Below are 13,846 nucleotides of genomic sequence, written 5' to 3'. Positions count from 1 at the left end.
TTTTATTGTTGTAATTGTGTGATAAATGCCTAATTTAGCAATAACTATAACAATTTTATCGCAGCGGGCTTTGACCGAGTACGACGTTTGCGGCGATATTGTCCTTTGCGGAGTAAATCAATACACCAATAGCATCCGGTCATGGTTAACCACACACTGAAAAAAGCCATCAACATCATAGGCAGATTATTGAAACTGCCTTGGTTGTTATAATCCATAAAATGCAGCATAAAAAAGATATCGGCTAACTTTTTATGCTGATCACTGTGGCCGACTATTCGCCCAGATTGCGCCTCAACATACACTTGAGTATCGATGTCGTCAGTAAAGTTGACCTGCCATGTGGGGTTTTGTTGTTTTGGAAAATCGCTAATCGGTGGGGTGAGTAATTTGAGTTCGGCTACCTTGCCCTCACCTGTGTATGACGCTTGCGCTAAACTTGTTACCAGCTCTTCATCAAGAGTGACCGCCTCACCGCTATAGGCATCGACTAAGGTGTATTCATGATAAGAATGCGCATACAAGCCTTGCTGATGGCTAAGTAAATAATAGGGCTTAGCCAATAAAAATACCGTATCTAGCGCCACGCTATCACTATGTTGTTCAAGTACGGCTTTAGGCTCAATCAACTGAGTCGCATCGAGCTGATGCTGCACCATATCCTGACTAAAATAGGTTAGCCCTGCTGCTTTGGTGTGATCCATCAAATTGAAATACAGGCCACTGGCTAACCACAGCACAAACTGAATCCCGACAATGACCGACGCCCATTTGTGCAATTTTCTAATCCAACGCATTAGGCAACTCCCACGCGTTGAACGCGGCTTTTTTTACGGCGTGAAAACAGGCCTTTAATCACCCTAAAATACACTAACACCATGCCAGTCAGTACCCCACCACTGGCTAGCAAGGCGACCCAAAACAGCAATGCATTATCAATATCTTCACCGCTACTGTAGTCCATAATATGAAACCTAAACATCCAATCAAACCAACGCCAAAACTCATGACGCTTACCCACCAAGATGCCTGTGTGTGCCGACACATAAAGCGAGGGGGATCCAAAATCATCAAAGTTAACTCGCCATGCGGGTAAATGGCGTGGGCTTAACTCAAAAGGAGGGTTGTCGGTAATCAGCGTCACCTCGGCTACATCGCCCTTGCCCGTGTAAAAGTATTGCGCAACTGATACGGCCGTTAACTCTGATAATGGTGATAACACTTGGCCGCTATTAGCGCTAATGACTAATTTTTTAGTGGGCTCGCCATCCGCTAAGGTCAGCCTATAAACAGTTTCACCTAACAAGGTATCGACACTGATCTTGTCAATATGGGGATAGGCTTGAATGAGCTGTTGCAGTGAATAATTCATCTGGGCGGGCTGCACTTTAGATTGCGGGGTGATAACCAAATCATCGCCATGGATAAAATCGATATCCACATAGACCATATAAGCGCCCGTGACCGACCATATCGCAAATTGCAGCCCTAAAAATAACATCAACCATTGATGAAGCGTTCTTGCGGTTTTATGCATGACTTTCTCTGTATTTGAGCTAAAACACTTTTATATTATTACCTTAACAGTTTTAGCTAGGTGATCATTAATCATCTTGTTGCTGCAATAATAGCTTAATACCTTGATAGCTTTGCTGATTGTTTAGCACTGATTGGCACCCAGTTGTTGAGCTTGGGAGGAGGATAAGTTCAACATCATCGATAAGTTTGCGCGATAAGCGTCCCTCACGGCAAGCTTGCACAACCCACTGTTGGTAAGCTGGATAATTGGCAGCCATATTAACTGAAACCACCCGATTGGCGAATTCAATATTAGCCAGACGCTGTTTGTTATCAATATCGGCTTGGCTGCCTGAAGTTAAATAATGAGACACCCCTTTAAATATCGATTTGCCATTATCATCTTTACGGGCTTGAGTTTGCTCGATAACCCACACACCATGCTCACCAATAACCGACAGATGTTTATCAGCAATATTGACTAACAGTGCGGTATTTTCATCCACACCAAATCCCATTTCACTATCAGTGGAGGCGGTTAGCATTAACAATCTTATTTGGCGATCCCGCTCAGAAAAATGCGTATCCATTATCCCAAAAGGAAATAACCCCAAGCCACCCTCTGCACGATAGGTCACTGCCGTTGCGGGTATATCCCCATCACACTGATTCATTTCGCATCGCTCACTCGGTGGTGTGGCACTCAATACACCATGCTGAATTGCGCCGTCACTAGTGCCGCCAGTGATCATATTTGCCGCTGTCATCACAGCTGTTCCCGCACTCGTCCCGCCAATCACGATTTGTTTATTGACCAAGCGATTTTTAATCACAGCTAACGCTTTAGACGGCTTTTTATCCGGCGTTAACCATGCCGTTAAGGTTAAACTTTGATCGCCACCGTTTAAAAATAAGCCATCAATACTTTCCAGTAACTCATACAATTTTTCAGGTGACTCACATAGACGTTGTTGTAATTGTGTGTGATCAGGATAAAGCCGAGCTTTATCAAAATTGCCTTGTAGTTGCTGACGCAACATTGGCAATTTGTCGCATTGATTATGATGTATACCGGCTTGCAAAGCCGCATCTAAGGGCAACCAAATAACATCAGCGCCAGCTTGTTCAAAAGCACTGGTGTAGAAAGAAATGGACTCAAACGGGTCTCGGGCTGAAGCGGTTACAATACCAATTAATGGGCGTGTCGCATCGGGATTTTTTTGCTGTTTTTTTAGTAAAGCCTGCAAGGTAAATAGTCGATAAATAGCCGGGCCATAAGGCTTGGTTGTGGCATCAAGCCTGACCTGTTCTTGCAAGGGGCGGCCATCTATAGAGTGTTGTTCTTGTTCTAATAAATCGAGTAAAGCATAGTATTGCTGATCGGTTAACTCATCCAACAAATGCTTATCCACCTGATACACAGCATCTTTTAACTGGTTTAAATTAACGCTGCTTTTTGCTGCTTTTCGACTGGCTTTGCGCAGATTGTTAGTTTGATTTAAAGATAATGTTTGCAAGCTAAAATGATTAAGTGCTCGCTCAAGCCAATCAAGGCTGAAGTGATATTGGATTGATAATTTGGCATTAGGTGAAAAAGTGATGCTGTCGACGCAGGAATGAGGTGAAAGTGAGCTACAGGTTTTTAAGCCACCCCCAACTAACATCAAATCAAACCCAGGTGATAATGGTTTTTCTAGCTTTGGTGAAACGTCTTGATTTGCCCATACATTATCAACAAACAATAATTGCAATAACAAGCAAAAAGCTAAAGTGCTAAAAAATATAAATAATTTAATTCTAGAAATAATTTTCATGGTTGCACTCAAAAAAAAGTGTCTGCCACGTATTGACTCAAGCATCATATTACGGATAGCCTCTTAACATATCAACAACAAAAGATTATTTTTTATAACATGATATTTTCAGCAACTCTTTTCCAAAGATACCACTTCCGTAATTGGTATCTGTCTGAATGGTGGGACGAATAACCTACTGAACACGTTAGTGTTTGGTGGAGTTTTGTCTAGCCGTCTTACTCCCCTCTCAATCATTTGATTGACGTTGTACTGCCTGCAAACATTTATTAATGCCAAGCGTATTGACTCACGCGCAGTGTAGCCACGTCTAAAAATTACAATTAGAGATTTATCGGGAGCTTACCATGAGAAGTTCAGTACTTTTATGCGCCGTGTTTGGCATGGCGTTATCACCTGTTGCCTTAGCCGTTGCCAACGAATTAGAAAAATCACAACCAGAACAGACCGTAGAACGGGTTGAAGTGACGGGATCACGCCTTAAAGGCGTCGATATGGAAGGGGCTAACCCTTTACAAAGTTTTAGCCAAGATGAAATAGCCAAAAAAGGCTATGGATCTGTCAGTGAGTTTTTACGTGATTTACCCCAGGCATCAAGCGCTGGAACTTTCTCTGAGTCTGGCGGCGTAGCAGGAGCTGATGGCGCTCCTGCTGGCGCTTCAGGGGTCAGTTTACGAGGACTAGGCTCAAGCTCTACCCTAGTATTAGTCAATGGTCGACGTGTTGCAGTGGATTCATTTTCAAACGGTTCAGACTCATTTGTGAACGTTAACTCCATCCCGCTTACTGCAATCGAACGGATTGATGTGTTAACCGATGGCGCCTCATCGATTTATGGTTCTGACGCTATAGCTGGGGTAATTAACTTTATCCTACGTAAAGATTTTGTCGGCCATGAATTGAGTGCACAATATGGTAATGACACTTCAGACCACGATGCCAGTAAAACCAATCTGACCTATGCTGGCGGGTTTGAAACCACTAATAGTAATACAACCATTGTGGTTGACTATGCTACCCGTAATCCAATTTTTAACAGTGATAGACCGGTTAATGTGACATATGAGTCTAATACGCGTATGTCAATTGACGGTAATGACTATGCAGAAAATTGGTGCGGTGACGACACTCAAAAAAGCGGTAGTCGTTGTAACTATGACTACGTGATTCAACGCGCTATTCAACCTGACTATGAAAACATAGGCGCCACCTTGAATCATATCTATCGACTTGATAGTGGCTTAGAATTTTTTGCTGAAGGTATGTTTCAACAAAATAACGGTTCATCCTATGAGGCTCCAGCTGGTTACACGGCTTATGTGGCCGGTGATTCGGTAAATGTTCCTCAATACGTTCAAGATATCGATATGCTAGATGGCAGTGTGAGTGATTTTATCACTGTAAGAACGCGTTTCCCCGAGCGTCGAATTCAAGAATATGACACCCAAAGCTACCGTATGTTAGCGGGTATTAGAGGGGATATAGCCGATTGGAGTGTCGAGTCGGCTCTGAGCTACGGTAAATCGACCAATGAAATTAAAAACGTATCAGGATACATGAATGCCAATCGTCTAGATGCCGCGGTGGCAAACGATAGCTTTAATCCATTTAATTTAGGCCAAGATAGCAGTTCAGCCCAAATAGCGGCATTACGAGATCCTGGCGTGCGTCAGGGTGAGTCTGAAGTTTTATCACTCGATTTTAACTTCGCTGGCGACTTATTTGAACTGCCTGCAGGTATGGTAAGTTCAGTATTTGGTGGCGAGTTCAGAAAAGAAGATATTTTTGATAAACCTTCAGTGAATGCCGTTAATAATGAAATCATTGGCTTGGGCGCCAGCGACGCCGCCGCAGATCGCACTCAATACGCTGCATATGGTGAGTTTAACTTCCCATTAGCAGAATCTCTCGACTTAATCGCAGCCTTACGTTACGACCATTACAGTGATTTTGGTGGTGATGTAAACCCTAAAGTGTCGTTACGTTATAACCCAATCGATGAGCTGGTATTACGTGCATCTTGGAGCACGGGGTTTAGAGCGCCATCGTTATCGCAACTTGGGGCAGGTACTTCATTAGGCAGCCAATATATTAATTGCGGTGCAGATGAAGCTTATAACGCATTATGTGGCACAGCTGGTGCCGATTTAGGCGAATTAGAGTTTGACCAAGAAACCTTAGGCAATAAAGGCTTAGAAGCAGAAAAGTCGCAAGCGATTAACGTGGGCATGTCCTGGAATGCGACCGATGAATTGCAATTAACTGTCGATTACTGGCGCTACGAGCATGACGACATTGTTGATATTGATGCCAATACCACTTTGGATGCTTGTATTAAAGATCCTGCAAACGTGGTCGGCAGTATTGCTGAGTTAGGCGACAATTTTGGTTGTGTGGTTGATAACCAAGGTGATATTAGCTTCTTACGCACAGGCTATTTTAACGTTGGTAATCAAAGCACTGATGGCTTGGATTATAATGTTAATTATCGCTTGGACACCCAAAAAATAGGTGAGTTTAAGTTCTATGTCGCTGGTACTGAAACTTTCTCATTTGAGCGTCAGGTAACGCCAAGTAGTCCTGTTGAGGATTTATTAGGTAAACTCAGTGGCGCATCTGAAACAGCGCGACCTGAACGTGTTATTGATTTAGGCGCAGACTGGGAGCGAGAACACTGGAATGCCAGTCTTTCCGGGCATTACATTAGCTCGATGGGAGACGGTGATTTTAAGTTTGATAATGAAACCGTTGAAGATTGGTTAACCTTTAGCGCCAGTATTGGCTATGAACTTAATGAACATCACAATGTATTGTTATCGGTCCGCAACCTAACCGATGAAGAGCCGCCCTATGCTTCTTCACCGACTAATGGCTATGCCAGCTCAGTACATGATTGGCTCGGACGCCGCTGGAATGTACGTTATACTTTTAAGTTTTAAAAAACATATGCCCTGTAGGCTGTGCTTAGCATGGCCTACATTTTCTATCACCAAAATAAAAAGTATAACAATATGAAGTTACAAACCGCTCGAGAAATGCCAGATGCCTTCATCATCTTGTTTTTTGTTGTATTATTTGCCGCAATTACCACCCACTTTGTCCCTGCAGGTTTTTTTGAAGTGGCTATCAATCCTGATACCAATAAATCAGCATTAATTGCGGGGAGCTTTCAGTTTGCCAATGACTATCAGGGCGTGCCTTTATTTGCCGAGCATGGTGAAATCGGCTTCCTCAATTTTGCCTTTGAAGGCATGGTTTCAGGTGACAAATGGGGATCAGCTATTGGGGTAATGATGTTTATCATTATTACTGGCGGCGCCTTTGGCATCATCATGCAAACTAAAGCAGTTGATAATGGAATTTTGGCGTTAATCGCTAAAACCCAAAAGTTTGAACTGGCTTTTATTCCTATTCTATTTGTACTATTTTCCGCTGGCGGAGCGATATTTGGCATGGGCGAAGAAGCCATTGCCTTTTGTATTGTGCTACTCCCATTAATGCGCGCCATAGGCTACGACGGTATTGTGACCATGTTAGTCACTTATGTGGCGACTCAAATTGGTTTTGCCGCATCTTGGATGAACCCTTTTAGTGTGGCAATAGCTCAGGGAATTGTTGATCTTCCGTTAATGTCAGGCTTAGAGTTTAGGGTGATTATGTGGTTTATTTTCACCTCTGTTGGTGTCGCATTTACTATGCACTATGCTCAAAAAATAAAACGAAATCCTCAATTATCCCCTTGCTTTAGTGAAGACATTAGTTCAACTGAGCCACAGGTAAAAGTTAAGTTCACTTTAACCGATGGCCTTATTCTGACCACTTTTATGCTAGGTATTGTTTGGGTTATTTGGGGGGTTATTGCCAGAGGCTATTATATTCCCGAATTGGCTAGCCAGTTTTTTACCTTAGGTTGTGCGATAGGTTTGATCGCCATTCTCAGTAAACGTCTTAAAGTGAATGATGTCGCTAACGCCTTTAAAAAAGGCGCGCAAGAATTATTGCCCGCCGCGATGATTGTCGGTATGGCCAAAGGTATTGTGATTATATTAGGCGGCGATCAAGCAGATACTCCGTCAGTATTAAACACCCTACTGCACTATACCGGTCTTTTTTTAGGGCAATTACCTGAAACCGTTTCAGCGATTTTCATGTACTTATTTCAATCCGTGTTTAACTTTTTCATCGCATCGGGTTCAGGCCAAGCTGCGCTAACTATGCCCATCATGGCGCCTTTGTCTGATATTTTAGGCTTACCCCGTCAAATTGCTGTGCTAGCGTTTCAATTGGGTGATGGATTAACCAACATAATCATCCCAACCTCTGCCGCGCTAATTGGTTGCCTTGGGGTCACTAAAATAGATTGGTTTGTTTGGGCTAAATTTATATGGCGTTTTATGTTGTTACTGGTCAGCATTTCGATCACATTTATTATCATTGCCGTTAGCATCAACTTTAGCTAAGGATTTTCATGCAATTAATTAAAAATGCACAAGTTTATGCCCCAATGTACTTGGGTAAAAAAGATGTTCTATTGGGCGGCGGTAAAATTCTTGCCATTGAAGATACTATTGAACTCAGTGCAAATTCATTCATAACTGTCATTGATGCATCAGGACTAATATTAACCCCTGGATTTGTTGACTCACTGGTACACATTACTGGCGGCGGTGGCGAAGGTGGATACACGACTCGCACCCCTGAAATGCATATAAACGATGCCATTAAAGGCGGCGTAACCACTGTGATAGGCGTATTGGGGACAGATGCTCAAACCCGAAGTTTAGAGAATCTTCTCGCCAAAGCCTACGCGTTGGAAGAGCAAGGCTTATCGGTATTTTGCTATACCGGCTCTTATCATTTGCCTATGGTCACCATTACCCAGTCGGTAAAACATGACATTATGCTGATTGATAAGTTTATTGGTGTCGGAGAAGTGGCCATTGCCGATCACCGTAGCTCACAAATCACCTCACACGAAATGGCCCGCCTAACATCTGAGGCGAGAGTGGCTGGCATGTTGGCTGGAAAAGTGGGCATTGTCAGTATTCACGTGGGAGATGAGCCGAGTAAACTTGAGTTACTTGAACAGGTAATCAGCCAATTTGATATTCCGATCACTCAATATTATCCAACCCATATTAACCGTAGCAAATCACTATTAGAGGCTGGAATTGATTTTGCCCTGAAGGGCGGTTTTATTGATTTTACCACCAGCACGACAGCGCAAATTATTGCCCAAGGAGAAGTTCCCGCCGCCCAAGCATTAGCATTAGCGCTAGAAAAAAATGCCCCCATTAGCCAACTGACCATGAGCTCAGATGGTAATGCCAGCCTGCCAGTATTTGATGCTAAAGGTAACTTGATTGATTTACAAATGGGACTCGTCAGTAGCCTACATCAAGCTATGGTGGATGCGGTCAAGCTATTCAACGTGCCTATTGAGCTTGCTTTAGCCTCAATTACTGAGTCACCGGCAAACATATTAAGGCTAAGACACAAAGGCAGGGTCGCTGTTGATATGGACGGCGATATTAATTTATTGAATGCGCAGACATTGGCTATTGAAGTGGTATACAGTAAAGGTAAGCTAGTTTTTTCTGAGGGGCTATCGCGTCTTAACATACCGTTTTAATCATGATTAAAACGGTAATATAGCGCTAACTTAACATGAGTGTTCGCTCTCTAATCGTGCTTATACTCTTGCTGATGTATTTGCCCCACTTCTAATACGGGTGATGCATCAAGATCTTCTGCATCCATCATGCTTGAAATTCGTTGCATGGTGGCCAACATTTGTGACTGCTCCCAATCCTCCATTGACTCAAAACGAGCAATGAAATGCGCTTGTAAAGGTTTGGGAGAGTCTTTAAGAATGTCTTTGCCCTGTTCAGTTAAGCGAATACCCACTTTGCGTTTATCCGTAACAGAGCGAGTACGAGTAACCAGTTGGCGCTTTTCAAGCCTATCTAAAATACTGGTAATGGTGGCCGAGCTTAAATTAATGGTTTCAGCTACTTCTTTGACCATAGCATCATCATGATCAGCAATAGCCTGCAACACCAATAACTGTGGGCTGGTTAATCCTGTTTCTTTACTTAATTTTTCGAATACAAATCAATTGCGCGGATCACTTGGCGCAAAGACACTAATCGCTCTTCATATTTTTTCATCACAACACTTTTATAAAACATCATAAAATAAACGGCACCAGCCCTACGGCCTAGTTTTACTCATACCGCCCGAATAACATCCACACTTTTGCCCTTCGACATTTAATTATGTTGGAAACCGGTATGCCATTGCCTCTTCAATTGGCATCGCCTTCGCAAATAACCATCCTTGAACACAATGCACTCCAGCCTCTTTAACAATCGCTAACTCAGCTTCTGTTTCAACCCCTTCTGCCACTAGGCGATAACCTAAAGCTGAACATAGTGCCGACATATGTTGAAATAACAGCAAACCCTCAGCAGTGCTGGTTGCCAATAGCATTGAACGATCAAGTTTAATATCGTCAGGTGATAACTTGATTAACCTTGAAATATTTGAAAACCCACGGCCAAAGTCATCAATTGCCACACTAAAACCACTTTGTTGTAACAGCGCCAAATTAGCCCAGGCTTGCTCGCTTTCGTCATCAAAACTCACCTCTAATACTTCTATTTGGATTTGCGCAGGATGCTTAGCATTCAGCTCGGCTAAAGCCTGTAAAATACTCGGTTCTAGTAAAGACATAGGATGAATGTTGATTGAAAAAAATGGCAACTGTTGGCGTGAGGCCAATAAGCTCAGATCATGTTTCACTTTATTAATCACCCAAAAATCAATCATGGGTACTAGGTTATTGCAATCAAGAATATCCATAAACCAGGGGCCAGATACTTTGCCACTGGGCTCCTTTAATCGTAAAAGCGCCTCAAAGCCGATTACAGTTTTAAGCTTAACATCCACTTTAGGTTGGTAATGTAAAACCAATTGACCATTATCAATATGGTTTAACACCTCATTTAATTCTTCAGTTCGGTTAATCGTCACCTGTTGCTTTGAGGTATAACGAGCTTCAGCATCAAGTTGATGAAGTTCTGTAAATTTTAACTTGTAGCTGAGTTTTTCAATTAAATTAGCATTATTGGCAAACCGACTCGAAAACAGCACAAACGGTAAATAAATAAACACGTTCAAGACAATTAACAACGCTTGATAAAGTACTACTTTAACATCGCCACTGATCAACCAACTGTTTAGCAAAACGGGGGTCATCCATGAAATTTCTTGCGATGAGAACTCAAATATTCCAGTACTTAACACCCAATACGAAATCACAAAATTAACAGAGGGCGCTACGATAAATGGGATCAGATAAACCGGATTAAACACAATTGGTAAAGCGTAAACAATCAACTCACAAAAATTAAAAATGTTAAAAGGTAGCGACACCTTCATTAAGGCCAACTCTTGTAATGAGCGCCCTTGCCACATAGTGGCAATAATCAGCGACAACAAACACCCAGAGCCACCAACAATAACAAATTGATTATAAAAACTATTCAGCGACAAACCCGCGATAAAAGGCTGTGTCATGATGTTATCGGAAAATAAACTTAAGTAGGTATTGTCACCATGAATACCAATAAACCATAAGCAATGGATAATGATCATCCGCAAAAAGCCCTGAACTTCAATAGATAAGCTGGTGACAAGCGTCACTAACCCTTGCGCAGCATCACCTATCAATAAATCCAGTATTGGCAATAATAAAAATAACGCTAAATACACCAGGATAAAGGGCACAACCAAGTTAATGTGCTTCATTAAAAATGAGCTGACCATGGTGGATTTAACCAATTTCAACCATTTAAATTGACGGAAAAATCGCACCATATAAGGCACTAATAACGGGATTAATATGGAATAAAAGTTAGGCCAAACAGAGCTAAGCATGTAGCCCGCTTCCATTTTTATGAGGTAATTACTGTGGGTAATGAAGCATAAGCACGCCAAAATACTGCCCACAATGGTATTCACGCGTAAATTTTTTGAGAGGTGGTAGCTTAATGAAATCACAATTGCTAAAGGTGATATCGCCATAATCAAACGATGGCTTTGGTTTAGCACCGCAAAAACGGTCGATTTACCCTCAAAGCCAGGCCAAAGAGGCTGTAAGCCTATCAACATAAAGGCCAAAGAAGAGATAACAAAAAAGGGAATTAACGCAATAAACCCCTCACGCATCGATAAGATAAGAGGCGTTTGATTCAAACTAGCCAAATGGTGAAACCAGCGGCGAGGGGCAAAGTAAGCTTGCGGCAAATAAAGCACCTTTAATACATTAAGGCGGTTATTTGATAATACTCCAGAAACTCAATTAATCAACAACAAGCTTGTAACATTTGTCAGCGAAAAATCATTGCTAGGCAAGTTTTAGCGACTCATTTTTAAACGAAAAAAAATTATTCCTAACATTATGAATAACAAGTTGTCTTGGGTAAATAAAGTCAGTCCGTGACTTCAATTTAACCTATTGCCTGCAGCAGGCTATCGTATAAGCACAACCGTGACACGCTGCAAGTTCGTCCCTGAAAGCTCGGCCATGACGTCCATGTCATGGACGGTCACTGCCGTGCTTATACCCTAAATTTTCGCCTCTTCGATTGAATATTTTATATGGCTAAAAGTAAAAACATTAAAAGCCGACAAAGTACAATTTGAAACTTGCAGACTCAATTTGAATTGAGGTCATAGAAAAAAGGCTGTGAGCTTGGCATGGATGCCACGCTAGCTTTCGTTGGGCCACGGTCACTCTTTGGCATCCCTGCCATCGTGACATTTGTAAATCCATTTACTTCAGAGCCCATCGGAAGCGTTAGGAGATTGAGTATTAGGTGACAATGGCCGAAGCAGACGACAGACTCGGTTAAAAGCTGGATCGTTCCCCATCGAAAATTATGCGCTTTTCAGCATTTTTCGTCTGGGGCGCTGAGGGATTCCAAAGGGCTTCTTTTGTAAAAAAGCGTGCATTTTGCCCCTTTGGTCTGGTGTGAGCGAAGCGCCACGACGTTGATTTTAAAAAATGCTAAACCTGCATTCAAAGGACACCAAACTTTGGGGTAAAAGTGTATTTAACAATGAGCAAACTTTAATACCTAAAAATGACATAGCCCCTCTGATAATTTATCAAACTATCGCATCATTAACGTTCATAACAACTTTAATGTCTTATCACACTTCAATTAATCAGTACCAAAATCAACCAGAGCTAACAATGTTTTGATACGCAAAGGGGGGACAAGGTAAATCTTAAGCTTGTTCAGTCACCTGTTTAGCTGTGCCATGATGACCATCACGCTTCCAGTCAACATCTAATAGTTCTGCACCAGATAAGCTAAATGCCTGACCAAAACCTTTAACGTATAAGCCATGATGCGGGATGAGTTTGAATAAGTTGAAGTCTTTTAACGCAGCTAAGTTATCAATCATTTCACCAAAACGAGCCGATAATGCAGCCACACCTTTAGTGAATGTGTCGCTATCTCTTGCAACAACCTCAGCCGTAGCATCAAACGTTAATCGCTTACGTGCGAACACACTTTTAGATTCTGATTCATCTTCAACCAACATGACTGAAAGCTTGTCAGAGGCTTGTAGATTAGTGCCATGACGGGCTAACTCACTGACTAAAATATAAAAGCCATCATCAGCTAAGGCAAAAGGTGCATAACTGGCATTGGGTACGCCGTCTGCATCTTGTGTTGCTAGCTGCAAAGTGGAGCGTTGAGCTTTAAATTCTTCAATTTCAGGTAATAGCTTTTCGCGTAAGCGTTGTTCTTTTTCGTTCGACATCACACATTTCCTTTTATTTAATTTTTACCGGTTAAGCCGTTGCGGTGCAGCTGTCTTTGAGTGCTTGAAAACGCTCAACTTGATCACTAAGCAACACACGCTTTTTATCGCGGCCTAAATACACTTTAAAAACCACTTCACCCTGTGTGCCAAAGAAGTTGATAGAGTGGCTTTCTGTGCCTCTAAACGGTTTGCTGATCAATGCAATAGCGCTAATGTCATCTAGTTTTAAATGACCGTGTAAACCTTCCCCTTTAGTGATTAAGTTGTAGTAACCGTGGGCATATTTACCCTTTGGAAAGTGACCTTTAAATTCAAAAATACTGCCAGATACTGAGATAATCGTGGTCATATTGCCCCACTCTGGTAGTGATGCTAACAAGTTATCTTTTGCTGTTAATGGCAATAATGCTAGCTGATCTGTCGGTAATGCCGTGACCACTTCAAGCTCTGTGATGGACAACGCTTGTGCCACTTGACCTGGCATCGATGCTGGATTATCGCTTAAGTATTGCTGAATTTGCGTGACTGATACTGTCATGGAATATCTCCAATAATTGATACCCCTAATATACGACTGACTAACACCGCAAAAGCCGCTCAAACATTAATGCTTGAGAGGCTTTTTTTGTCATGAGGTTACAGCTATTAAGCCTGCAACCTTTTACCTCAGT

At 42.1% G+C, this 13,846-nt stretch carries 9 protein-coding genes and 1 pseudogene; 3 read left to right on the top strand and 7 right to left on the bottom strand.

The annotated features are described in order from the left end of the window. Nucleotides 1-44 precede the first annotated feature (44 nt). The 3 genes from ORI98_RS07960 to ORI98_RS07950 all read right to left on the bottom strand — a co-directional run bounded on the left by ORI98_RS07960 (nucleotide 45) and on the right by ORI98_RS07950 (nucleotide 3,332). Nucleotides 45-797 (bottom strand): PepSY domain-containing protein, encoded by a 753-nt coding sequence (locus ORI98_RS07960; protein WP_306134856.1) that lies wholly within the window; start codon nucleotides 795-797, stop codon nucleotides 45-47. After that, nucleotides 797-1,537, bottom strand: coding sequence for a PepSY domain-containing protein (locus tag ORI98_RS07955; RefSeq protein ID WP_306134855.1), 741 nt, complete (start codon nucleotides 1,535-1,537; stop codon nucleotides 797-799). The genes ORI98_RS07960 and ORI98_RS07955 overlap by 1 nt, the downstream gene beginning before the upstream one ends. 67 nt (nucleotides 1,538-1,604) lie before the next feature. Continuing rightward, nucleotides 1,605-3,332 (bottom strand): cyanophycinase, encoded by a 1,728-nt coding sequence (locus ORI98_RS07950; RefSeq protein WP_306134854.1) that lies wholly within the window; start codon nucleotides 3,330-3,332, stop codon nucleotides 1,605-1,607. A gap of 347 nt (nucleotides 3,333-3,679) precedes the next feature. On the opposite strand from ORI98_RS07950, the gene ORI98_RS07945 reads away from it, so the two are divergent. The 3 genes from ORI98_RS07945 (at nucleotide 3,680) to iadA (ending at nucleotide 8,964) form a co-directional block, all read left to right on the top strand. After that, on the top strand, nucleotides 3,680-6,271 hold the full coding sequence (locus ORI98_RS07945; protein WP_306134853.1) for a TonB-dependent receptor: 2,592 nt from the start codon (nucleotides 3,680-3,682) through the stop codon (nucleotides 6,269-6,271). Nucleotides 6,272-6,343: 72 nt separating this feature from the next. Further along, nucleotides 6,344-7,792 (top strand): putative basic amino acid antiporter YfcC, encoded by a 1,449-nt coding sequence (yfcC, locus tag ORI98_RS07940; RefSeq protein ID WP_306134852.1) that lies wholly within the window; start codon nucleotides 6,344-6,346, stop codon nucleotides 7,790-7,792. A gap of 8 nt (nucleotides 7,793-7,800) precedes the next feature. Further along, nucleotides 7,801-8,964, top strand: a complete 1,164-nt coding sequence (iadA, locus tag ORI98_RS07935) for a beta-aspartyl-peptidase (RefSeq protein WP_306134851.1) — start codon at nucleotides 7,801-7,803, stop codon at nucleotides 8,962-8,964. A 50-nt stretch (nucleotides 8,965-9,014) separates the two neighbouring features. Here the strand turns inward: iadA and ORI98_RS07930 are convergent. The 4 genes and pseudogenes from ORI98_RS07930 to hutX form a co-directional block, all read right to left on the bottom strand. Next, nucleotides 9,015-9,502 (bottom strand): annotated as a pseudogene (locus ORI98_RS07930) (MarR family winged helix-turn-helix transcriptional regulator). A 106-nt stretch (nucleotides 9,503-9,608) separates the two neighbouring features. Continuing rightward, nucleotides 9,609-11,642: an EAL domain-containing protein gene (locus tag ORI98_RS07925; protein ID WP_306134850.1), complete on the bottom strand. Its 2,034-nt coding sequence runs from the start codon at nucleotides 11,640-11,642 to the stop codon at nucleotides 9,609-9,611. Between the two features lie 987 nt (nucleotides 11,643-12,629). Continuing rightward, entirely contained in the window at nucleotides 12,630-13,172 is a 543-nt protein-coding gene (hutZ, locus tag ORI98_RS07920) for a heme utilization protein HutZ (RefSeq protein ID WP_306134849.1), read from the bottom strand. Between the two features lie 31 nt (nucleotides 13,173-13,203). After that, nucleotides 13,204-13,713, bottom strand: a complete 510-nt coding sequence (gene hutX, locus ORI98_RS07915; RefSeq protein WP_306134848.1) for a heme utilization cystosolic carrier protein HutX — start codon at nucleotides 13,711-13,713, stop codon at nucleotides 13,204-13,206. Nucleotides 13,714-13,846: the final 133 nt, after the last annotated feature.

This window comes from Shewanella sp. ULN5 (assembly GCF_030731885.1).
Lineage (GTDB): Bacteria > Pseudomonadota > Gammaproteobacteria > Enterobacterales > Shewanellaceae > Shewanella > Shewanella holmiensis.
The sequence above is the reverse complement of the archived record's forward strand: the minus strand, read 5'-3'. Positions and strand labels throughout refer to the sequence as shown.